Here is a 21789-nt window from a genome sequence, read left to right as displayed (position 1 = left end):
GGTTGGGCTGTACGTTCACCGATGACGGCGTGGAGCGCAGGAACCGCAGCAGCTGCTGCAGGGTGTCCTCCGCAATGGTCTTGCTGGGGTCGAAATACCGGGTGAGGTGCTTGCTCATCAGCTTGTCGAGGTTCATGCCGATCTGCCTTGTCTTCTTGCGGTGAGTGGGTGGGGGAGCGTGGTGCGCAGGATTGGGACTAGTTCGTGCCGCGGGCGAGTAGTTCGCTGATGCGGTCGAAGCCGATTCCTGTCGTCGCGGTGGTGAGGTCACCCGCGACAAGGGCCTGGGTGGCCTGGTGGAGTGCCTCCATGGCGTGGGTGTAGAGCGCCGGCCCCAGGCTGATGCGCTTGACGCCGGCCTTTTGCAGTTCGGCGACGGTCAGCACTTTGTCCGCCGGCGAGATGAGGACGTTGACCGGTGTCGGCGCGACGGCGGTGACGATCGTGGCGAGGGCGTCGAGGTCGGGGGGGTAGGGGGCGTAGAGCACATCCGCGCCGACCTCGGCGAAGGCCGTCAGGCGCCGGACGGTGTCGTCGAGATCGGGCCGCCCCTGGATGAAGTTGTCGGTGCGGCCGGTGACGACGATGCGTTTCTTGGCCGCGTTGACGGCACTGCGCATGCGGTTGACGGCATCGTCGAAGTCGCGGATGGGTTGATCGGGATTGCCGGAGGTGTCCTCGATCCCGATACCGGCCAGGCCGGACGCCACGGCGGCTTCCACGGTCGCAGCGACGTCTTCGGGGGTGTGGCCGTAGCCGTCCTCGAAGTCTCCGTTGACGGGCAGCCCGGTGAGCCGGCCGAGCAGCCGCGCATGCCCGAGGTGCTCGCCACGGGTGACGTTGTGACGCCCGTCCAACCGGCCGAGCGTGGCAGCGAGGGCCGCTGACGATGTCGCGATCGCCTCGAAGCCGGCATCGGCCAGCATCAGCGCGGAGAGGCCGTCCCATGCGTTCGGCATGACGAAGCCACCGTCGCGGGTGTGCAGCGCCATGAACCTCTCATAGAGTTCAGAGCCCGACATAGCGAAGCCTTTCCCGAGTGATCGTTGCAGGTAGTGACGGATCGAGCGGCTGGATGCGCCGGCTCGACGGGGACGTCGGCGCTTATCCCGCCGTACCGACGGGGCTGACGGCGGGGATGTCGATGTCGGTCTGGTTGACGTTGTTGAGGAAGTTGGTCAGCAGGACCTGCACCGTCACCGTGACGATCGCCAGGATCTGCGGGTCGGTGTACCCGGCGCCTCGTACGGCCGCCAGGTCGGCGTCGCTCACCTGACCGCGGCCGGCCACCACCTGCTGGGCGAAACGGGCGACCGCGGCGCGCTGGGGATCGATGGAGCTCCCGGCCCGGGCCAGGTCGATGTCGTCGCTCGACATGCCTCCGAGTTCGGACGACACGTACGTGTGCACCGCCAGGCAGTAGTCGCAGCCGTTGGCCTGCGACACGGCGAGCGCGATGGTGTGCCGCGTCTTGGCGTCCAGAACCCGGCTCAAGGTGCCCTGCAGCGTCATGACGACGTCGAGGACGGTCGGGTTCGACGCGAGAGTCATGAACATGTTCGGGACGAAGCCGAACTGCGCGCCGATGTTGTCGAGGATGCCCTGCGCCGCCTCGGGGACGTCGTCGGGAGAGGGAGCGTTCAGTCGTGACATTGGGTGATCGGTCTCCGGTGGGTGGGCGTCGTCAGCACGGGTTTCTCGTGCCTGAGTTTTTTGGGCTGTTCGGCCCAGTCCTGAGTGAATACTGCCCACCATTGGGCTGTCAAGCCCAATCGAGGTATTCTCGGAACCATGACAGCCACCACGGGAGCCCGGGACCCCCACAAGCTCACCGGCAAGGGGCAGGCGACGCGGGCCCGCATCCTGGAGCACGCCGCGCAGCTCATCTACGCCAAAGGCGTCCACGCGACGAACAACGAGCAGCTCCGCCGCGCCGCCGGCGTCAGCGGATCCCAGCTCAACCACTACTTCCCGACCAAGGAGAGCCTCGTCCTGGCCGTGATCGCCTGGCAGGCCGAGAGCGTCCTCAGCTTCCACCGCAGCGAGCAGTTCGCCCGCTTCGACAGCCTCGATGCGTTCCGGGCATGGGCGGACTTCTACATCGGCTACGAGCACGCCTACCAGGAAGGCTGCAGCCTCGGCTCCCTGGCGAGCGAGATCATCAAGACGGACCTCGACGTCCACGACGAGCTCGCAAGCGCGTTCGACCAGTGGAGGGACACCTTCCGCGAGGGAATCGAGCGCATGCAGCAACTCGGCCGCATCAGCGCCGAGGCAGATCCCGCACGGCTGGCCACTCTGCTCCTTGCCGCCTTCCAGGGCGGCACGCTCCTCGCCCAGGTCGCACGGAACATCGCTCCACTGAAAGACGCGCTGCAGACCGCCATCGACTACCTGCGGACCTTCGCGACGTCACCCGACGTCGGCGTCACTGCACCGCAGGTCGGCGGTGGCGTGCACGAGGCCGGAGGACGTCTCGACAGTGAGGACGTCAGCGGTGGGCAGGGGCGGCTCCTCGCACGGTAGGACAGACGGCAGTGACGCGAGGTCGCGGCGCCGGCCAGGACCGGCCGTCCACCTCGGCAGGGCGGACGGCGTCGCCTCGTTATTCCTGCCGCTGCCTGTGGCGGCGGAGGTCGCCGCGGTCGGCGAGGGAGACATGCTTGCCGCACGGGCACTTCCTCCGCCAGACCGACGAGCGTGGCGCCCAAGCCACCGGGCCCGCATCACCGGATGGACGCGTGAGCCCCTGCAACGGCTGGTGAAGAGCGCCGGGAGTAGACCACATGACGCATCGCCCCTACCGGAACGGCGACCGCGCCCTGCACCGACTCGACCGCCACAACGACGAGACCGGACCGCGCGCCGAGCCCAGGCCGATGACACGGTTTGAGCAGCGCCTCGCCGGGCAGATGGCAGCGATGACGCAGGCAGCACAACTTGGCGGCTCCACGCCGGCACTCCGATTGCGGACCATATTCAAGCCGCTCACGGCGGTCAGCGAGGAGGGGACCGCATGAGCCATCAGCCCGGCGAGTCTGAGTCGGAGCCGATCGTCGTCGAGCTCCACGTGGACGCGATCCGTCTTCCCCGTGCTCTGCAGAGCGGGCACTCGCGCCTGTTCTTCATGACGCACCCGGACCTCAACGGCCGTGGCTGGGGGCGCCCGGACGAGGAGCCCACGACGTGAGTAGCCTCGGCGAACTGCTGCCGCTCTACCGCGACGACGACCACACCCGGATCCGCTTCACTGGCGGCCCGGGCCACGGTCGCACCACCACATGAGCCACCGGAGAGCCGCCGTTCGGGGTCGTGCTCCCCAATGGCCCGGGGCCACCGACTCTCGCTGAACTCGACGGCCCACCACGCCCGCTGGCCAGGGCCTCCTATCGGCCGCTCCTCGACGGCCTCGGTCAGTCCAACCGCGATGATGACGGCACGCTCATGTACGAGTACGACGGGCAGTAGCCCACCGCATGATGGCGGCCGCGCCCGGAACACATTTCGGGGCGCTGCCGGGAAGCAGACGGTAGCAGCGCACACCGGACGTCCATGGCCCGGAGGAGCACGTGCTGTTCCACAGGGGGACAGCAGCCAGAGCCCCGCTCGTTGTCGTCATCTCGCCCGCGCCTCCCAGAGAGCGGCGGGCGGCCGGGCGACGGCCTCCGGCGGCCCGCTCAGCTGGGCCTTGGTGTAGGAGGGGTCCGGGGTTTGCGACGACTCGCTCACGACTGCGCTCATGGGTGCGGATCGCTGTGAGGTGACAACTCCCAAGCAAGCGAGGCAAGTTCGGCGTCCTGTTCAGCAGCACCCGGACGGGCCTGCGGCGTACGCTTGCGGCCCGCGCCTGGTAGCCCAGCTCGCTGTCGGGGTGTCACTGTTCGCCGAGGCTGGGTCGGCGTCCCGGTAGGGGACGACGGCGGCCTGCTGGGGGAGGCGGCCCGGGCCCTTTGGGGCGCCCCTTACGATGCCCTGACTGCGGCGCACGCCAGGTGCGTCGAGGGGGAGGGGATCCAGCTCATGGTGAACAGACATGGCTTGCGCGGTGGATGGAGAACAGGGGCGCTCCTGGTCGCCGTTGTGGTGGGCGCTCCGCTGCTGTCGGCCGCGCCTGCGGCGGCCGTGCACGGTGCGGTGCCCGGTGACTTCAACGGTGACGGTTACCGCGACGCCGTGCTGCCTGCGCCGGGGGCGAACATTGGCGGAAAGGCGGGAGCCGGTGCCGTGGTCGTTCTCTACGGGGGGAAGGCGGGTTTGTCGACGTCCCGGCGGGCGACCATCACGCAGAACACCGCGGGGGTGCCGGGTACGGCCGAGCGGGGCGACGGGTTCGGTGCCGCCACCGCGACGGCCGACCTGAACCGGGACGGTTACGCGGACCTGGTGGTCTCCGCGCCGTACGAGGACACCACGCGGGGCGAGGATGCCGGCACGGTGACGGTCCTCTGGGGCAGCAGCAAGGGGCTGACGTCCGGTACCGACCTGAGGGCGACCACTGCCGGCAAGTACTACGGCCTCGACGTGGCAGCGGCCAGCACCGGACCCGGTGCGAAGACCGAGGTGCTCGTCGCCGGGTATGAGGGGTCGATGGCGTTCACGGGGCCGTTCAGTCGCCGCGGCACTTACGGCCAGGCGGTGGAGAACCGGGACACCGCTTCCGTGGGAAGCGTCGCGCTGGGCGACTTCGACCACGGGGGGTCCCCGGACGAGGTGGCCGTCACCGTCCGGCTGAGCGACCTCAGCGGCGGCGAGGTGTACATCAACCCTGTCTACGACGGCGCACAGCATTTGGGCAACGGCCTGATCGCGGCCACCGGGGACATCAACGGCGACGGCTATGCCGATCTCGTGGTCGGAGACCCGGACGAGCCGGACCACGCCGGAGCCGACGGCGTGCTCGGCGGCCGGGTACTCCTCTGGTACGGCTCGGCCCACGGCATCGCGCGGGACGCGAAGCCGGCGCAGCTCACCCAGAACACCCCCGGTGTCCCTGGTTCGAGCGAGAAGTGGGACAACTTCGGCGGCGCCCTCGCGCTGGCCGACCTGAACCGTGACGGGCTGGCGGACATCGTGGTCGGCTCGCCGCTGGAGGACACGAGCAAGCCGAACGCCGGGCAGGTGACGGTCATCCCCGGCCGCCGCACCGGGGCCCTGGGCACCGGCGCTTACGCCTTCACCCAGAACACCGCCGGAATCCCCGGAGGCGACGAGACCGACGACATGTTCGGTACCACCGTGGCCGTCGGCGACATCAACAAGGACGGCAAACCGGAACTCTTCATCAGCGCCGCGGAGGAGAACAACGTCACCGGCGCGGTCTGGGTGCTCCCGGGCGGCATCAACGGCCCCACCGCCAAGGGCAGCAGCATGATCACTGCCCCGTCCGTCGGCTTCCCGCAGAAGGACAGCACCCTCCTTGGCGGCAACGGACTACTCGGAGTCATCTGAACGAGCAGCGACCCTCCCCTTGGCGGCAGGCTGCCGCCAAGGGGGAGAGGTGGCGCCTTCCGTTCTCGTGTACACCGAGTTATCGCGCGAGCATGCGACTGACCACCGTGGGGCCTGGGCTTGCGCTGTCAAGAGCAATGCCGAGACCGCGTGATCGCCTACATGCACCTGCAACCGGGGCGGGCGGCGTGAACCCCGGCCGCTTCCACCTGTGCTGACCGCTGAAGGCCATCGCTGACCTTGGCCCTCGAGGGCCGCGTCATCGTGTCGTCTCCTCCTCGCGAAGGTTGGGCCCCCGCGGAGGTGATGGCGACTTGTAGCTGCCGAGTGGGCTCCTTCGCCCGCGCACCGATCGTTTCGACTGCGAGTGGCGGGTCCCGATCTCTTTCTGAAAGTCGGTGGTCAGTTTGTCGTGCGGGGGTCTTCGATGGCCGCGAGAGGAGGGCGCCGTCGATCGGCGGCTGCGTTGAACTGGCCGTGACGGACAGTGGAGCGTGGGACTGATACGCGGGCTTTGTGAGGGTCTTTGCTGCTGATGTTGAGCTGGCGGCGTAGCTGTCGCTCGCAGCCTTGTCGTTGCTGCGGTGGCACGGCCATGCTCGAGAGCGACTTGCGCCGCACCTCGCAAGCAGACGCAGCGATAACGACGAGAAGCTCACCTCTTTGGCGGATACATGCGCCAGGCGGCGCAGGCCCGTGATTGCTCGCGAGGCAATCCTGGTAATTGTCTGTTGGGTTAATGGACAAGATCCACAGGCTGCGCACTATGGGTCCCGTGCGGTGCGGCCCACGAACGGCGGGAGAGCGATGTCTATCGATCTGACGGCAATCTCGATCACCGAGGAAGTGCAGAAGACTTTCGACGGCGCGGAGGACGAGCGCGTCAAAGAGCTGTTCACCTGCCTAGTGCGGCATCTGCACGAATTCACACGCGAGGTACGCCTGACCAGCGAAGAGTGGTTCAAGGCCATGGATTTTCTCGAGCGTGTGGGCAAGACCTGCACGCCGACTCGGCAGGAATTTGTCCTGCTGTCCGATATTTTGGGTTTGAGCGTACTTGTGGATCTGATTTACCATCCAGGCGGTGGGTCTGTGACAGATTCCACGCTACTCGGCCCCTTTTACGTCGAAGGCCGACCGACGGCGAAGAACGGATCGGACATCTCCGGCGAGGTAGAGGGGACCCCGATGTTCGTCAACTGTCGGGTGCTCGACTCGGATGGTAACCCCGTGGTCAACGCCAAGGTAGATACGTGGCACAGCGACGGGGAGGGCTTCTACGACGTGCAGATGCAGGACAAGCTGCACAATCACTTGGCCATGCGAGCCTTGCTGACCACCGACGCCGAAGGCCGGTTCTGGTACCGCTCGGTGACGCCGCTGTATTACCCGGTGCCCACCGACGGGCCTTGTGGAGAGATCCTCCGTGCCGCGAAGCGTTCGCCGATGCGCCCCGAGCACGTGCACTTCTGGTTGCATGCTGACGGCTTCGAGCCGCTCATCACCATGCTGGTCCGCAGCGACGACCCCTACCTGGAGCACGACGCGGTCTTCGGGGTCAGACGCAACCTGGTGGCGGACTTCGTCCACCACGATGCGGGTGAGACCGCGCCGGACGGCACCCGTATGAACGAGCCGTTCCAGACCGTCGAGTGGACGTTCGTCCTGTCCCGCGCGGAGGACTGAGGATGTCACGTATTCCGCTGAGCCCAGCCGCGTCCGCAAGCCCCGACGCCCGGGATTTCATGCGCCGGCGAGGTGAGCTGAACGTCTTCCGTCTTCTGGCGGGGGCGCCCAAAGTGTTCGACGGCTGGAGCCAGATGGTCGACGCACAACTGGACAGCCGTACCTTCAGCCCTCGGCTCCGCGAGCTGGCGGTCTTGCGGATCGCCCACGTCCAGCACTGCGCCTACCAGATCGCGCAGCACACCTACGTGGGGCGCAGGGCCGGGATCAGCGAGACAGAGATTGATGCGCTCAGCGCCGAGGGGCTGGCGCCCAGCTTCACTGAGACAGAGCGAACCGTGTTGGCTTTCGTCGATGAGCTGTGCACGACCGGCACCGTGACGGAGGAGACCTTCGAGGTGACCCGGGCCGCGCTCGATGAGGCAGAGCTGACTGAACTGCTGCTGCTGGTCAGCCTCTACTACGGACTCGCCCTTGTGCTGAACGCTGTCGATCTTGACATTGATCACGAGGCCCGACTGGAGACCTCCCAGTGACTCGGATTTCCTACTGCACCACTATGTCCGACCAGGTCCGTGACCTGGTCACCGAGCGTGGAAATCTCAACGTTTATCGAGCATTGGCGTACGCGGGAAAGCCTTTCGAGGGGTGGATGATCGCCGGTCGCGCTGCGCTGACCAGTACAGCAGTATCCGCGCGCTTGCGAGAGCTGGTCATCTTGCGTGTTGGGCACCTAATGAGGTGTCCGTACGAGATCGTGCAGCACATTCCCCAGGCTGAAGACCATGGTGTCGGATCGCGGCAACGCGACGCCCTAGCTGCCGACGGCCACCTCACCGAGGGTGGATTTAGCGCACTCGAGCAGTCGGTTCTGGAGATGACTACCGAACTAGTCACTACCGCGTCGCTGGCTCCAGGCACGCTGGAGCGAGTACGCGAGGGGCTGGACGACGAGCAACTGCTGGAAGTATTGATGATCATCAACCGGTGGAGCGGGCTTGCCTTGATGATTAATGCGCTCGATGTGGACATCGACACCGATGCACGCTTCTCCATGCCCCGCTGATCAGCACACCTCATGCAACGCACGGAAAGGACAGCGAGTATGCGCGCGCTACGGTTCGAGCGATTCGGTGGACCCGAGGTGCTGACTGTCGGTGAGGTCGCGGACCCGGTTGCGGACGACGGCATGGCGATCGTTGCTGTCAAAGCCGCTTCGATCAACCCCTCAGACCTAATGGATGTCTCAGGACGCATGGAGGGCACCACCCTCCCCCGTATCCCCGGCCGTGATTTCGCCGGCGTTGTCCTTGAAGGACCCGACGACTGGGTGGGCGCAGAGGTATGGGGCACGGGAGGCGACATCGGATTCACCCGCGACGGCTCCCACGCACAGCGCATGGCGCTACCCATTGACGCCTTGGTCCGCAAGCCCGAAACCTTGAACTTCGCCGAGGCAGCGACGATCGGCGTAAATTATGTGGTCGGATGGCTCGGTGCCATCGAGACCGCCCGACTTGCCGCCGGGGAGACCATCGCTGTTTTCGGCGTCTCCGGAGGGGTCGGTGGAGCCGTCGCACAGATCGCCCGTGCCATGGGCGCCCACCGCGTTCTCGGTGTCGCCCCCCACGCCCCAGCCGCCGGCTCCCCTGCGGCAGAAGCCATCGACGAGTTCGTGCCCTTCAACGACGACACCGACGTGCCAGCCGAGATCCGTCGCATCACCAGCGGCCAAGGCGCCGACGTCGTCTACGACGCCGTAGGCGGCGTCACCACGCCATCCGCGGTCGCGTCCCTCTCCAACCGGGGACGTCTCGTCGTTATCAGCGCGATCGGCACCTCGACCGTCGAGATCGACCTGCGCGACTTTTACCACCGCGAACTGCGGATGCTGGGCGCGGACAGCCGCAAGCTGGACGCAGCCGCCTCTGCCGAGCGTCTGAAGCGGATCAGCCCCTATTTCGAGCGCGGAGAGTTCAGGCCTCTCCCGATTGCGCAAGCCTTCGACCTCGACCATGGACCGGACGCTTATCGCGCCATTGCAGAAAAGAAAGCGCGCGGCGCCGTCGTCATCCAACCCTAAAGGAGTGGATGTGCTTCTGACACGGGTCGGCCGCTAGCGGTTCAGGTAGCCGGAGAGGATGTGCCTGCCCCGGCCAGGAGGAATCCTTCACTGGTGAGGAAGTAGAAGAGGGGGAGCACTAGGAAAGCGATCAGCGCGATCATCGGGTGTACGAGCGCGCCGAGACCGCCTGCGAGGGCGTACACAACCACGCCGAGCAGGGCACGCACGACGCCAAGACGTACGTACTCTGGCTCTACGTCCTCGTGCACCAGCGGCGTCAACTTCCCCGCCCACACGTTCGAACGAGGCCGGTTTCTCCCGCGGTTGGTGATCCGCATGTGGTTTGCTCCGGTCGGCTCAGCTGATAAGAGCTGGTTCGCGTCCCGTCTCGTGCCTGAAGATTCTCGGTGTGGCAGACACGGAACCTACCGAAGAAGAGACGCCGGACGGGCTGCTGGGCTGGTGCCTGGTGGCCAACGTGGCGCAGGAAACCGCGCGCGGCGAGAGCGGTCTCGACATCCAGCGTGGCACAAAGCACTTCCCGGCAGGCGCCCTGCTGTGGATCCCGCCCATGCGCTGGGACCCTGGCTGGGGTCGCTGGCATGCGGTCGGGCGGCACAGAGGCAACGGCCGCCGGTACGTCAACATGGTCGTGCGCGCGGATGACCTGGAGAACTTCCGGGTCAAGGGTGTCTACAGCGAAGGTCTCGTCCGTAGCCTCAACGGCTACGATCACGACCCGGCCGCCCCGCGGACCCTGCAGAACCCCTGGACTCGCGAGCGGGCCCAGAGCTGGGCGGACGGCCGGAACCAACTCCGGGAGGGCATCGTTATCGACGGCCAACGTCACCCGCGGATCTCCGTTCCCAACCCTCCGCCGGCAGAGCTCCAGGTCGGCGGTGAGATCCTGCACCTCGCCCAGTACGGCACCAGGGGACCCCACTACAGTCGCATGCCCCCTCCCTTGGAATGGGTCCCCGAGACCTGAGACGTGGCGTTGGAACGTGTGGGCGGGGAAGCTGACGCCGCTGATGGGGAATTACGCGTGACGTTCCACAGCAAGGCCGCTGGCCACCTCATGGATGTCCGGGGCCCATGCCATGATCCGGCCTCAAAGCCTCCACCAGACCCGGAGCGGTTCACTTCAACCATCACCCGAATCGGTGGCAACCTCCTGGGCGCTTGTGCCGGTGGGAAGCAGCAACGTCGGACGGCGAGTTCTGGGAACGGTTGAGCGTGCTTGGCGGCAGACATGTCGGCGAGTCTCAGCAACACATCGGCTGGGCGCTGTGCGGGGCCGGATGTCAGACCCGCCGCATACTATGCCGGGTTATGGCCGATGACGCGCTCGACTACTCCCAGCCCGGACCCTTCACGAGCCTGCACGCGACGCAGCTCCAGCTCATCGGGAGCCTGCCGGATGACCCCGTTGGTATCTGCGCGGCCGCGCAGGGCCTGGTCATTCAGCCCGCTGACGCCACCAAGGTAGGGATTCCTGAGGCCCGGCTCGCGGAGAAGAACATCCGGCCGGTCAACGAGCTCATCGCCGCCCTGATCGCCCTCGATCCGTCCCCGCTGCAGCAGGCTCGCACCGCTGAGACACGAGTGATCGGCACCTGCCGGCACTTCGCCACCATCGCCTGTGCATTCCTGCGAGCGAGGGGCATCCCCTCGCGGGCCCGGTGCGGCTTCGGGACCTACTTTCTGGAGGGCTGCGGCGTCGATCACTGGATCACCGAGTACTGGGACGCCGGACAGCGGCGCTGGGTGCGCGTCGACACCGAACATCTCGGCAAGACGTATGTCGAGCGTCCCGAGGATCTCGCTGTGGGCGAGTTCCTGACCGGCGGTGAGGCGTGGGTTCAATATCGCCAGGGTTTGGTCGACGGTCAGAAGTTCGGGGTGGCCGGTGTCGATTTCGCCTGGGGACCGGCCGAGATCAGCGGCAACGCTGTCCGCGACCTCGCCGCGCTCTGCAAGAAGGAAATGCTGAACTGGGACGAATGGGGTCGCATGACCGATGCCTATCAGGGCAATACGGGGCCCGACTACGACCAGCTTATCGACGAGGTCGCCGATGTCTGCTCCAAAGACGATCCGCTTGCCCTGACCAGCCTGTTCGCCCGGAAAGACCTGGCTGTGCCCCACAACATGGTCGGGTGATCAGATCTGGGGACTGGGAGCGGGGCGCCGCACACCGCGCCAGTCCCGACCTGCTCAGGTTGTGGCCCCGACATACCCAGTCCTGGGTGTACGGCATCCGCCCCACGCGTGTGGTGCTTCTATCGTTCAGGGCCGGTCGGGGAGATCCTGGAGATGTGAGTGGCAGGGCTCAGAGGCGACGTTGCGTTCAGTTTCGCCCGGCGGCCTACTCGCCGACCGCCCCGTCGATCGCCTCGCGCAGCAGGTCAGCGTGGCCGTTGTGACGTGCGTACTCTTCGATCATGTGCGTAAGGACGTAGCGCAGCGAGATGACCTCGCCTCGGAACTGCACCCTGTCATCAAGGGACTTGAAGGCGTCGGTGACAGCGCGGGAGTCCTCACATGCCTCATGCCAGAGCGTGAACGCCTCGTCCACGTCGGCGTCGTCCACATGGAACTCGCCGAAGACACCATCGACCGCGGGCCACAGGGCCGCGCCCTGTTCTCCGCTCAGCACCGTACGGAACCAACTGCGCTCGACCTCGGCCGCGTGCCTGACAAGGCCGAGCAGGGACAGGCCTGAAGTCGGCACCGCCTTTTCCTTCAGCTGTTCAGCGGTCAACCCCCGGCACTTCATGGCCAAGGTGGCCCGCTGGTAGTCCAGGAACGAGGTCAGCGACACACGGTCGTCCGCCACCTTGGAGGGTGCCATGCGCTGGTCATCACTCATCCGGTGATCATGACAAGGCATGGGCCCACCAGGCCACCTCGGTCCGTAAAGACTTCAGTTGCTTGCGGAGTTTCTTCTGATTCTGCTGCACGATCACGATGCAGTGCGCATTGTTGAGCAGGTACGTGCATGCTCGCGCTGAGCCAGGGCCAAGCTGAAACGCCTGGTCAGCCGCGATGGCGTGAAGAGTTGTAGCTGGGGCTCAAGAGTGTGCCCAAGCAGAAGGTCCTAAGTCCGGCGTAGGGGCGGGTCTGGATCCCTGGACCGATGATGGCGCGTCATCGCGTGGCTACAGTCAGATCACATGGGAAACGACGGCACGCTCGACGAGGCCTACGAACGGCTACATGAGACCGGACCGGAATTTGAAGGCTGGCTGACCAATCACGGTCCCATGGCAGTGGAATCCATGGTCAGACGCGGATACGCGCGACAGGTCCACCGCTGGCTGGACCTCTACATGAGTCGGCTGGACGATCGCCCCCGCGGCGCCTCGCCCATCACTGCCGCCGAATGGCGCACAGCGCTCGGGGATCCGCATCGTCTCGGTGACTGGCTTGCGTTCTTCGAACGAGAGATGACCGAACGGCCTTGGCGCGTGGTACTGGAGACGTGGTGGCCGCGGCTTCTGCCCGGTATCGCGGCTGGTGCCACCCACGGTGTGATCCGTACTGGCCACGCCGTCCACGCCCTGCTGGACCACGAGGACGGACCGCGCCTGGCCGAGCTCGGCCAAGCCCTCGGCTACTGGGCGGCGCGCTGGCAGCGGGTGCCGTCCGCCGCCCCGTCCGGAACCGCCGACGCGGCGTCCGCTCTTGCGGGCGTTCCGCGCGTTCCCGACCAGACCGGGGGCATCAACCACCGGCTCGACCAGCTCACCAGCCTGACCGGCTGGCCAAGCGCGCTGGCCGCGCTGAGACCCGCCGAGGACGCCGGGGCGGCCCGGGACCTGCTGGCCGAACTGACGACGGCTGCCGCCCTGCACTACCTCCCGAACGCGCATGGCTCGCCTGTCATGCTGGTTCACGCTGCAACCGCACCGATGGCTGTGCTGCGTACCTTGCCTGCACTTCCCAGCGCCCAGTGGGTCATGAGCCTGCACGCGGCCTGGGGGGCGAGCGCGGCCGTGGCCGCCGCCTACACTCCTGACGCACCCGCCCCTCGGCACACGCTCCCCGCCGCACCCCAGTCAGCAGAGGAGACATTCGCCCTGGCCGTCCGCCACCAGGACGAACACGTCATCAAGCTCGCCGACACCTGTCTCGACGTTCACCAACGCACAGGCCGCGCGGATGCTCTCAGCGCCGTTGTTCGTGCGACCGAACTGATCGACGAGCCCTGATGCCACCCCTTTCGGCTCTGTTCCAGGCAGTTCCTCAGAGCCTCAGACCAACTCCACCTCTCGTCCTTGGTCGTTGCCGCTGAAGTCAGGCCCCACTTCTCCCAGCCCGGCAACGACCAGTTGTGGAGGACGTGTCAGTGGCTTTGTGTAAGTCCTTGGGGTTCACCTGGTGTTGAGCCGGTACTCGAAGAAGAGTGAGAACTGGTTCAGCGCCTTCTTCCAGTGTGCCGCGACGTGGTTGACATCGCGGGCCTTGGGGTTGATCAGCTCGCGGACGGCGAGGTAGAGCACCTTCAGCGCGGCCTGCTCTGAGGGGAAATGCCCGCGGTTGCGGGTGGTTTTGCGAAGCCGTGCGTTGATCGACTCGATCAGGTTCGTCGAATAGACGACCTTCCTTATCTCGGGCGGGAAGGCCAGGTAGGGCGTGAACTCGCTCCACGCGGCTTGCCACGTGCGCAGGACCGCCGGGTAACGCTGTCCCAGTTCCGATGCGGCAAACTCCTGCAGGGCCTGCTCAGCAGCCTGTTCGGTGGACGCGGTGTAGATCGCCTTCAGCGAGGCGACCAGCGCGGGATGGTGCTGCTTGGAGGCAAGCCGCAGCGACGCGCGGATCAAGTGGACCACGCATGTCTGGACGGTGGCCCTGGGCCAGGTCGCGGTGACCGCATCCGGCAGGCCCTTCAGCCCGTCGCAGGCGACGATACACACGTCCTCCACTCCGCGGTTGCGCAGTTCGGACGGCACCGTCATCCAGGTCGTCGCACCTTCGCCCTCGTCGCCCACCCACAGGCCGAGCACGTCTTTGCAGCCGTCCATGTCGACGCCGACGGCGAGGTAGACCGGCTTGGAGGCGACCGATCCGGAGCGGATCTGGATCCGCAGTGCGTCGATGTAGATGATCGGCCAGACCGCGTCCAGCGGGCGGTTCTGCCAGGAGGTGAGCTTGTCTGTGACCGCATCGGTGACCTTGCTGATCAGGTCGGGTGAGACCTCGATGCCGTACATGCCGGGCGAGGTGGGAGTGGATGTCCCGCACCGACATGCCGCGGGCGTACAGGGACAGGATCTGCTCGTTGAAGCCCGCCAGCCGCCGTGCGTGCTTGGGCACGAGCTTCCGCTCGAAGGAGCCGTTGCGGTCCCAGGGAACGGCCACGGTGACCGCGCCGGCGTCGGTCAGCACGGTCTTCGACGAGGCCCTGTTGCGGCTGTTGCCCGAGCCGCGGCCGGCGGGATCGTGCTTCTCATAGCCGAGGTGTTCGGTCATCTCGACGTCCAGGGCCCGCTCCAGCACGGCCCGCGTGACTTCGGTCAGCAGCCCGCCCTCGCCCAGGCGGCTCCTGAGGCGTCGGCACGGTCCATCAGCCGCTCGACGACCTCGTCCACCAGCTTGTCCTCGACCGGCTCGCCGACCGGCGCCTTTTCGTTGTCCGTCATGTTCTGTCCGTCCCGGCTGGCCAGGGGCCCGAGGCTGAGCCTCGGCCAGCCTGTCACATCACGGACCTACACGATCTTTCAGACACGCTCGTCGAGCCTGGTACCACCGCGACCGACCTGACCGCGGCATTCGGCATCGGAAGGGCGCCGGAAGAAAGCGCCAAGGTCGTCCTGCGTCTGGCGACTCTCGACGCGGACGGTCCGACTGGTACTTTCCAGGACGAGAACGGCGAGGTGCCCTGGTAGCAAGACCATGAACGACGAAACGCTGGCTCAGCGACATGAGATCGTCTGCCAGTACTTCAGGCAAGTGGATCGGGGAGCCCGGAACTTCGTCGATATCTCGATTTCTCCTTCTTCAAGTTCGAGTAGCACGCCGAAGTGACCTTCTTCACCACGCACAGAGTCAAGGGACGCGAATGGACTCGCGTGCCGAGGATCGCGAGGTTGATGTGTCTCATCTCCGGGGCGAACAGCGCGCTGTCCGGCCCGGCCCGACGCAGGGCTGCTGCCGCCAGGGCGGCACGCAGCTCATGGTGGGCCTCCTCGACCCAGCCCAGCCCGGTCTCCTCGCTGACGATCGCGCGGATGCCCAAGGCCCGGGTAGCCGGGACGGTGCGGAAGGTGACCGTGGCCGAGGGCGGCGGGCCTTCCAGAAGGCGGCGCAGGGACGCCACCGTGGTGCGGGTGCGTTCCAATTCGGTCTCCATCCGGCGCAGGTGCGCTGAGATCGTCTGGTTACGTACAGTCACGTCGGGTGCGTGCACGAGCTGGGTGAGTTCTGCCGGCGGCATCCCCAGGTCGCGGAAGCGGCGTACGACTTGTGCGGTTGGCACCTGGTCCGGCGATCAGTAGCGGTACCCGGTGTCCGGGTCCACCCGAGCCGGTACCAGCAGCCCGATTTCCTGATAGCGACGCAGGGTCTTCACGGTCAGCAAGGTCATCCGCGCGAAGTCCCCGATGGCCAGCAACTCGTCCATGTCCGCAAGGCTGATCTCTCCCTCCCAGGGAGAGTCAAGCGACACCCGAACCCGGATGGAGGTTGCCCCGTCCGTCCGTACACCTCCGACAGCCCAAGACCGAGTGTGTTGGTCCGTCCGGTCGGCCTGGAACCACCGCACTCGTGTAGCAGACGCGACAGCGTGTCGTGTCGTGCCGGCCAGGACCTCGACCACGAGCTCCGGTGTTGCCGCGGTGTACGCGTCGCCGTTGTCCGTGTGTGCCCGTCCTCCCGGGCCTGCGGCGACCAGGTGGGGGCCGATCAGCGCGGCATGCAAGTGGAGTGGTCAGCACGACCGGCCGGCCTGCCACTCTGCCTCATCGGCGACTCCGGCACCGGCAAGTCCCACCTGCTGAAAGTGCTCCCGCTTCTACTTCTAACCTGCGCAGCCAGCGGCGTCGATGGCCGGGCCCATCCCGCCGACCGCGGCCGGGGCCGCGGTCGGCGGGGGTGCGGATTTCGAGCTCGGCGCGGAGTCGAGTGGACAAGCAGGAAGCGGGGCGTGTGGTACTTCGGGCCGACCTCTGCGAACGCATAGGGTGACCGCCTTCACTATCGTGGCTGGTCACAGATTGACGCCCACCGTGAAGGTTCCCAAGCTGGTAGGAGGGGCTGGGGAAGGGAGCGGGTCGTGAGCGGCGGGCACAGCAGACTTCCCCGGCTGCTGACGGCAGCGGAGACGGCGGCGCCGGTGGAGGCCGTCGACGTCGTCGCAGAGGACCTGCGGCGGCGGTTCAAGGCTACGAAGGCCACTTTCCTCATCGTGGACCTGACGGGAAAGGCGGTGGCGCGGCTGTCCACCGTCGGCGCGGGGGAGGGCGGGCAGGAAGCGGAGCGGATCCCCCTGTTCGGTAGCGTCTACGAGCGGGTGATCCGCACTCAGCGGCTGTATCAGGAGGCGTCCGGCCAGGAACAGCGGGTGATCGTTCCGGTCACCAACCGGGGGGATGCTATCGGGCTGCTGGAATTGCTTCTGCCGGCCGATCTCGGCGAGGACGCGCTCGCCGAGATCCGGGAAGCCGCCCACATCCTGGCCTACATCGTGATCGCCAACGGGCGGTTCACCGACTTCTACACCTGGGGCAAACGCTCCAGGCCTCCCACTTTGGCTGCAGAAATCCAGTACCAGCTGTTGCCCACGTCACTGTCGTGCGAGGCTGCACAGTTCACGCTGTGCGGGAGCCTGGAGCCCTCCGAAGACCTCAGCGGCGACACCTTCGACTACGCCCTGGAGCGCGACACATTGCACCTGTCGGTGACCGACCCCATGGGCCATGACATCGACGCCGCCCTGGCCGCCACGGTCTTGGTGGGCGCCCTGCGCGGCGCCCGCCGCGCAGGAGCCGACCTGGCCGAACAAGCCCACCGGGCCGACCAGGCTCTGGCCGACCACGGCGGCGGTCACGCCACCGGTCAGCTGCTGCGCATCAACCTCCACACCGGGCAGGCCCAGCTCGTCAACGCCGGCCACCCCTGGCCGCTACGCCTGCGCGAAGGGGCTGTGGAAGCGATCACCTGCGAGGTAGACCATCCTTTCGGGCTGTCCGTGCCCGCACCTCACCCCTACCGCGTTCAGGACATCGATCTACGCCCCGGCGACCGGCTGCTCATGTACACCGACGGCATGCTCGAACGGCATGCGGAGAATGTCGACCTGGCCGCCCTGCTGGAACGCACCCGGGACCTGCACCCGCGGGAGACCGCACTGACGCTGACGTCCGCAGTCCTGGACGCCGCTGGCGGCCGGCTCGAAGACGATGCCACAGCGATGTGCCTGGACTGGCACGGCCCCCAGGAGACCCAGCGACACGTCAGTTCCGGCGCGGACACTCGGCAAGCCTCAGCCGCCCGCACGAAGCCGTAGTCGTAGCCGTGATCAGGGCACTAGCCGCTTGAGCAGCGTGGATGAGGAGATCGGCACCCTCTCGCACGGAGACGGCCACCTTCATCAAGTGCCGGAACTGGGACCCGATCAGGTCGAAGCCGATGACGTTCTTGCCCGGCTCGCCGAACAGGGCGTCGATGTGCACGTGCTCGGTCCTCTTGCCGGGCCGGTCCGGCGGGCCATCGAGGTGCTTCGTTTCTTCGGCTCGGCGGGCAGGTGCTGCCCAGCTCACTGCCGGACACCATGGTCCATACCTCCCGGGAGCCGGTCGGGGTCGTCGTGGGGCTGATCGCCCCGTGGAACTTCCCGATCGCCATCCCCGCCTGGAAGCTGCCGCTGGCGCTGATCAGCGGCAACGCAGTGGTGCTGAAGCCGGCAGAGCTCACCTCGCTCTCCACCCGCCACCTCACCGAAACCCTGGTACGGGCCAGGCTGCCCGCCCGCCGGGGTGCTCAACGTGGTGCACGGCACGGGCGCGGCGGTCGGCCAGGCCCCCTGGTCCGCGACCCCGGGTGGGGGCGGTCTCCTTCACCGGCTCGACCGTGGTCGGCATGCGTATCGAGCGCGCGGCGCAGGAGCGCCGCGGCCGGGTGCGGGTCGAGATGGGCCGCAAGGACGTCCTGGTGGTGCTGGACGACGCCGACGTCGGGCAGGCCGCGTGGGATCGCCGCGGCGGACGGCTTCGCCGAGCGTGCTCCGCCACGTCGGCATATGTGAGCCGCTCGGTGCCGCCCGTTGCGACGTGCTTGTGCGCATAAAGCCGCTCGGCACGTTCCAGGATGTGTGCGATAGTGAGCGGCCTTGGCTGCATCAGCCCGTCCATGACATCGCTTGTACCAACCACCTTCAGCACCGGGCACCACCCGCGGTGTGGAGGGCCGGGTAGGTCGTGACGGAGCCTTCGTCCTTGACGTGGCCTTCCCGGGCAAGGCACTCGGCGGCGCCGATGCCGTGATCGGCTCCGGCGACGATCGTGAGGCGGGACGGATCAGGCATAGGTCATCTCTTTCTGCCGGCGGGTCTGGGCTCCGCCCCACGAGGCGGGCCACGGATCGAGCGACGTGTGAGTATCTCGGCCAAGGGCGGGCGCGTACAGGTCGTCAATGTCGACTCGGACGACCCCGGTCCGGCTCTACTGCCTGCGAGAGGACTCTGTCCGACCCCCACGAGCGGGCCTGCCCGCACGCCCCGACCGCGATGTGCGATCTCGGCGGCGCGTCGGCACACCTTCGTGGCCACAGCAACCCGCGTGCGGCGTGCAAGTGCCGTTGGCGGCCTCTTTCGGGAGTGTGAACGCTTTTGTAGACACAGTGGGTGGCAAAGGATGAGATCCAGGTTCATGAGTGGCTTCTCGCCGCAGCATCCGCTACGTACCGCGAGTCACCCTAGATGCGGTTCCGGAGCCAAGAGAGGTAGGAATCTCCCACTCACACACTCGCTTTGGCAGTGGTTCTCTCCACTCCGAACAGTCTTGGGATCCTCGACGCTTCTGTTCTTCCAGCCGCCAGACCTCGGCGCACACCTCCTACGCCGCCGCCCGGCACCCAGCTGTCGATCGACGCGATGGCCACCCACTACCCGGACGCGGGCGAGCACGCCATACGGACTTGCACAAGGCCCCAGCTCGCCGCCCTGGGCCGCACCTGCTGCGAGCCACTGGCGCAGCTGGTTATGGCGCCCACCCACGAACCCCAACGGCAGGCAGATTCACTCGCAGCCGAGGCCGGGCAACGCGTGAGGATCAGATCCCGTCGCTTCGTCCGCTCCCGGATGTCGAGCTGGCCGGTGACACCGACCACGTCTGCATAACCCGATCAGCTCAACGCGGGTGAGTGACGGGTACGGAGTTGCGCGGCGTTGTCGTGTACGGCCTTCCACCGCGTGGCTCGCACCTCATACTGTCGATGCCGTCAACGGCGTCTTTGCCGGGGGATTCCGGTGGGCCTTCGTCGTGGTCGCGCGCCTTGCCCGGTCGGCCCGATTGTTGTGGCGGCCCGAGCCTTCCGGCCCACGGTTGAACGAAAGCCCGGTTATGCCTGAGCGACCGATCGTAGTGTTCGACGTCAACGAGTCCCTGCTCGACCTGGACGCGATCCGCCCCGCCTTCGAGAGGATCTTCGACGATCCCGCCGTCATGCCGCCCCACCCCGAGGTGCCCGCCGCCCTGCGCCGCCTCAACGACCGCGGCTTTAGGCTGTTCACGCTCACCGACAACACTCTCGACATCTCGGGACGGCAGCTGGATCGGGCGGGCCTCACCCACCTGTCCGAGCGCCGGTTCAGCGTCGACGAGACCGCCCGCCGCCACAAGCCCGCCCCGGAGGCCTACCGATCGGTGTCCTCCGCACTCGACGTCGACCCGGCCGACATCTGTCTGGTCGCCTGCCACGTCTGGAACACGATCGGCGCCACGGCGGCCGGCTGGCAGACGGCGCCCATCCTTCGTGAGAGCAACGCGCCACTCGACGTCGGCCCGCAACCCGATCTCATCGGACAGCCCTCGATGCGATCGCCGACCAGCTGATCGAGCGGCACGGTGACGGTGACAGCACCTGACCACACATGTTCGCGCGGTCAGCTCACCAAGGCGGTGGCTGTCGACGAGACGGAATCTGTGGTAATCACCGACGGCCAGAGTGACCAGGAGATCACGATGGAAGTAGGAAGGATTCGCCGTTCTCCACAGCAATGGGAAGAGAGTCGATTTCGCAAGCGATTGCGGTCAGGAACCAGGTTGCTGGTGTTGGCAGTCGCCCTCATTGCAGGTGTCGGCGCTGTCGGCCAGGCTGTCGGCTGGGGGCTGCTCACCACGACCATCGGCCCGACGGCGTACCTGCTGCTTGCTCATCCACAGGCAGAATCCGCCCGGCTTCGTTGTTGCCTTCTTGGCCACGCGTGCGCGACCGCCAGCGGTTTGGCGTGCCTGGCGGCTTTTGGGTTGTGGCACCATCCGTCTGCTATCGAACAGCACCGCGAGAACTGGCGCCAGATCGCCGCCCAGACCTTGGCAGTAGGGTTGACAATCCTGCTGCTCGTTCTCTTGAACGCCAATCATCCGCCGGCCGCGTCCACCGCGCTGCTTATCGCATCAGGGCTAGCCCGCCCTGGGCCGCCTTTGTACGGCATGTTGACCGGGCTCGCGCTCCTCTTTGTCGGGGTCGCAGTCGTGTCCCGTTTCTCACCCCCTCCAACTTCTACCGGCGACGGCTGAAGAGTGGATCAGAAGCGACGCTTGAAAAGTTGGTCCCCTCTGGGGCGGATTCTCCCGATCGCCGCCACGTTGCAGGGCTCATGGTCCGAGAGCGGCGGCAAGTGGCTGAGCTGAGGTCAATCAACTCAGCGTTTCACGCTGCCGATTCGCTGCAGTCAGCTGGTGCGCGATCGGCTGTTCAGGAGCGCCAGGCCCAGTGGGGTGGAGGTGCAGGGTGCGGTGTGCCGGACCGTGCAGATCAGCCCGGCCTGGCGCAGAACGGCGGCGTACTCGCTGGCGACGGCGATACGGGCGGCAGCGGCCTGCTCCGTGGTGGTGGTGCAGCCGGGGCGTTCGGTGATCGCCTCGAGCACCCGGGCACGGGTGCGGCCCAGCAGTTTCCGGTTGTGTAGCCGGTGGTTGAGTCCGACCTCGGCGAGCAGTTCGCGGGCTTGGGTGCGCAGGGTGTGGCGTTTGCGGCGCGGCGAGGGATGCGGCGGCGACCGATAGAGCACCAGGCCGGGCCCGGTCTCCTTCTCAGGAGACCGGGCCTGATGCGTTCTTGGGAGGCACCCTGGGAGTGGGTTGGGTGTGGAATAGGGAGACGTCTCTCCCAGCGGGGGTGAGTGAGCCCGTGGGGCGAGAGTCGAGGAAATCGTCGGCGCGACGGTCGGGCAGCTTGTTCCGCTCAACGCGTGCGGTCTGGTCGCCGGTCGGGCCTCCACTCCTGTCCCGGTTCAACCCGGCCGGAGCGCCAAACGGATAAGCCACTGGGCCGGATGGTCGGCGTCGTGATCAGGCCAGGTTGCCGGCCGGGGTCCGTGTCGGGGCGAACTGCTCCTGGATCCAGTTCGGGTAGGCGATCGG

Annotated in this window: 24 protein-coding genes and 2 pseudogenes; 16 read left to right on the top strand and 10 right to left on the bottom strand. The window is 66.9% G+C overall.

What is annotated here, in order from left to right; translation table 11 throughout:
* Positions 1 to 197 precede the first annotated feature (197 nt).
* Both ADL25_RS42930 and ADL25_RS42925 read right to left on the bottom strand, forming a co-directional pair.
* Positions 198 to 992: an isocitrate lyase/PEP mutase family protein gene (locus ADL25_RS42930; RefSeq protein ID WP_234381287.1), complete on the bottom strand. Its 795-nt coding sequence runs from the start codon at positions 990 to 992 to the stop codon at positions 198 to 200.
* Positions 993 to 1104: 112 nt separating this feature from the next.
* Positions 1105 to 1653: a carboxymuconolactone decarboxylase family protein gene (locus tag ADL25_RS42925; RefSeq protein ID WP_059133396.1), complete on the bottom strand. Its 549-nt coding sequence runs from the start codon at positions 1651 to 1653 to the stop codon at positions 1105 to 1107.
* Between the two features lie 138 nt (positions 1654 to 1791).
* On the opposite strand from ADL25_RS42925, the gene ADL25_RS42920 reads away from it, so the two are divergent.
* The 3 genes from ADL25_RS42920 to ADL25_RS49530 all read left to right on the top strand — a co-directional run bounded on the left by ADL25_RS42920 (position 1792) and on the right by ADL25_RS49530 (position 3190).
* The gene (locus tag ADL25_RS42920; protein WP_079050991.1) at positions 1792 to 2526 is read left to right on the top strand and encodes a TetR/AcrR family transcriptional regulator; all 735 of its coding nucleotides are present in this window, start codon (positions 1792 to 1794) and stop codon (positions 2524 to 2526) included.
* A 260-nt stretch (positions 2527 to 2786) separates the two neighbouring features.
* Positions 2787 to 3020, top strand: a complete 234-nt coding sequence (locus ADL25_RS42915) for a hypothetical protein (RefSeq protein WP_059133395.1) — start codon at positions 2787 to 2789, stop codon at positions 3018 to 3020.
* Entirely contained in the window at positions 3017 to 3190 is a 174-nt protein-coding gene (locus ADL25_RS49530) for a hypothetical protein (protein ID WP_159045147.1), read from the top strand. Before ADL25_RS42915 ends, ADL25_RS49530 begins: the two co-directional genes overlap by 4 nt.
* A gap of 425 nt (positions 3191 to 3615) precedes the next feature.
* On the opposite strand, the gene ADL25_RS51735 is transcribed toward ADL25_RS49530, so the two are convergent.
* A complete protein-coding gene (locus ADL25_RS51735; protein ID WP_267889305.1) occupies positions 3616 to 3741 on the bottom strand; it encodes a hypothetical protein in 126 nt (41 codons plus the stop codon).
* A gap of 279 nt (positions 3742 to 4020) precedes the next feature.
* On the opposite strand from ADL25_RS51735, the gene ADL25_RS42910 reads away from it, so the two are divergent.
* The 5 genes from ADL25_RS42910 to ADL25_RS42890 all read left to right on the top strand — a co-directional run bounded on the left by ADL25_RS42910 (position 4021) and on the right by ADL25_RS42890 (position 9217).
* A complete protein-coding gene (locus ADL25_RS42910; RefSeq protein ID WP_059133394.1) occupies positions 4021 to 5448 on the top strand; it encodes an FG-GAP repeat protein in 1428 nt (475 codons plus the stop codon).
* 807 nt (positions 5449 to 6255) lie between these two features.
* Positions 6256 to 7134: a dioxygenase gene (locus ADL25_RS42905; RefSeq protein ID WP_059133393.1), complete on the top strand. Its 879-nt coding sequence runs from the start codon at positions 6256 to 6258 to the stop codon at positions 7132 to 7134.
* Between the two features lie 2 nt (positions 7135 to 7136).
* Positions 7137 to 7670: a carboxymuconolactone decarboxylase family protein gene (locus ADL25_RS42900; protein ID WP_059133392.1), complete on the top strand. Its 534-nt coding sequence runs from the start codon at positions 7137 to 7139 to the stop codon at positions 7668 to 7670.
* 23 nt (positions 7671 to 7693) lie between these two features.
* Entirely contained in the window at positions 7694 to 8200 is a 507-nt protein-coding gene (locus ADL25_RS42895) for a carboxymuconolactone decarboxylase family protein (RefSeq protein ID WP_107116855.1), read from the top strand.
* A 39-nt stretch (positions 8201 to 8239) separates the two neighbouring features.
* Positions 8240 to 9217, top strand: coding sequence for a quinone oxidoreductase family protein (locus ADL25_RS42890; RefSeq protein WP_059133390.1), 978 nt, complete (start codon positions 8240 to 8242; stop codon positions 9215 to 9217).
* Between the two features lie 41 nt (positions 9218 to 9258).
* On the opposite strand, the gene ADL25_RS42885 is transcribed toward ADL25_RS42890, so the two are convergent.
* Positions 9259 to 9537 (bottom strand): hypothetical protein, encoded by a 279-nt coding sequence (locus ADL25_RS42885; RefSeq protein ID WP_159045146.1) that lies wholly within the window; start codon positions 9535 to 9537, stop codon positions 9259 to 9261.
* Between the two features lie 71 nt (positions 9538 to 9608).
* Between ADL25_RS42885 and ADL25_RS42880 the strand changes: the two genes are divergently transcribed.
* Positions 9609 to 10187, top strand: coding sequence for a hypothetical protein (locus ADL25_RS42880; protein ID WP_059133388.1), 579 nt, complete (start codon positions 9609 to 9611; stop codon positions 10185 to 10187).
* Positions 10188 to 10531: 344 nt separating this feature from the next.
* Positions 10532 to 11362, top strand: coding sequence for a transglutaminase-like domain-containing protein (locus tag ADL25_RS42875; protein ID WP_059133387.1), 831 nt, complete (start codon positions 10532 to 10534; stop codon positions 11360 to 11362).
* Between the two features lie 205 nt (positions 11363 to 11567).
* Here ADL25_RS42875 and ADL25_RS42870 read toward each other — a convergent pair whose 3' ends face one another.
* Positions 11568 to 12071 (bottom strand): DinB family protein, encoded by a 504-nt coding sequence (locus tag ADL25_RS42870; protein WP_059133386.1) that lies wholly within the window; start codon positions 12069 to 12071, stop codon positions 11568 to 11570.
* A gap of 304 nt (positions 12072 to 12375) precedes the next feature.
* Here ADL25_RS42870 and ADL25_RS42865 point away from each other — a divergent pair, with 304 nt between their 5' ends.
* The gene (locus ADL25_RS42865) at positions 12376 to 13413 is read left to right on the top strand and encodes a questin oxidase family protein (protein ID WP_059133385.1); all 1038 of its coding nucleotides are present in this window, start codon (positions 12376 to 12378) and stop codon (positions 13411 to 13413) included.
* A 162-nt stretch (positions 13414 to 13575) separates the two neighbouring features.
* Here ADL25_RS42865 and ADL25_RS42860 read toward each other — a convergent pair.
* The 3 genes and pseudogenes from ADL25_RS42860 to ADL25_RS47530 form a co-directional block, all read right to left on the bottom strand.
* Positions 13576 to 14847 (bottom strand): annotated as a pseudogene (locus ADL25_RS42860) (IS256 family transposase).
* A gap of 302 nt (positions 14848 to 15149) precedes the next feature.
* Entirely contained in the window at positions 15150 to 15599 is a 450-nt protein-coding gene (locus ADL25_RS42855; protein ID WP_159045145.1) for a hypothetical protein, read from the bottom strand.
* A gap of 96 nt (positions 15600 to 15695) precedes the next feature.
* Positions 15696 to 15827, bottom strand: coding sequence for a MerR family DNA-binding transcriptional regulator (locus tag ADL25_RS47530; RefSeq protein WP_147317873.1), 132 nt, complete (start codon positions 15825 to 15827; stop codon positions 15696 to 15698).
* A 651-nt stretch (positions 15828 to 16478) separates the two neighbouring features.
* On the opposite strand from ADL25_RS47530, the gene ADL25_RS42850 reads away from it, so the two are divergent.
* The 3 genes and pseudogenes from ADL25_RS42850 (at position 16479) to ADL25_RS52535 (ending at position 18490) form a co-directional block, all read left to right on the top strand.
* Positions 16479 to 17711 (top strand): PP2C family protein-serine/threonine phosphatase, encoded by a 1233-nt coding sequence (locus tag ADL25_RS42850; protein ID WP_107116854.1) that lies wholly within the window; start codon positions 16479 to 16481, stop codon positions 17709 to 17711.
* A 264-nt stretch (positions 17712 to 17975) separates the two neighbouring features.
* Positions 17976 to 18113: pseudogene (locus ADL25_RS52540) on the top strand (aldehyde dehydrogenase family protein); the annotation flags it as partial.
* On the top strand, positions 18056 to 18490 hold the full coding sequence (locus ADL25_RS52535; RefSeq protein WP_402525448.1) for an aldehyde dehydrogenase family protein: 435 nt from the start codon (positions 18056 to 18058) through the stop codon (positions 18488 to 18490). The pseudogene ADL25_RS52540 and the gene ADL25_RS52535, both read left to right, overlap by 58 nt.
* An 88-nt stretch (positions 18491 to 18578) precedes the next feature.
* Here ADL25_RS52535 and ADL25_RS49525 read toward each other — a convergent pair whose 3' ends face one another.
* Positions 18579 to 18728 (bottom strand): hypothetical protein, encoded by a 150-nt coding sequence (locus ADL25_RS49525; RefSeq protein WP_159045144.1) that lies wholly within the window; start codon positions 18726 to 18728, stop codon positions 18579 to 18581.
* Between the two features lie 1036 nt (positions 18729 to 19764).
* On the opposite strand from ADL25_RS49525, the gene ADL25_RS42835 reads away from it, so the two are divergent.
* Positions 19765 to 20256 carry an HAD family hydrolase gene (locus tag ADL25_RS42835; RefSeq protein WP_199839307.1) on the top strand — a complete coding sequence of 164 codons (492 nt, stop codon included), beginning with the start codon at positions 19765 to 19767 and terminating at the stop codon, positions 20254 to 20256.
* A gap of 12 nt (positions 20257 to 20268) precedes the next feature.
* Positions 20269 to 20943, top strand: coding sequence for an HPP family protein (locus ADL25_RS47520; RefSeq protein ID WP_234381286.1), 675 nt, complete (start codon positions 20269 to 20271; stop codon positions 20941 to 20943).
* 155 nt (positions 20944 to 21098) lie between these two features.
* Here ADL25_RS47520 and ADL25_RS42830 read toward each other — a convergent pair whose 3' ends face one another.
* Entirely contained in the window at positions 21099 to 21437 is a 339-nt protein-coding gene (locus tag ADL25_RS42830; RefSeq protein WP_059133380.1) for a hypothetical protein, read from the bottom strand.
* Positions 21438 to 21789: the final 352 nt, after the last annotated feature.

This window comes from Streptomyces sp. NRRL F-5122 (assembly GCF_001507435.1).
Classification (GTDB): Bacteria; Actinomycetota; Actinomycetes; order Streptomycetales; family Streptomycetaceae; genus Streptomyces; species Streptomyces lannensis.
Note: the sequence above shows the minus strand (reverse complement) of the source record. Positions and strands in the feature narration are given on the sequence as shown.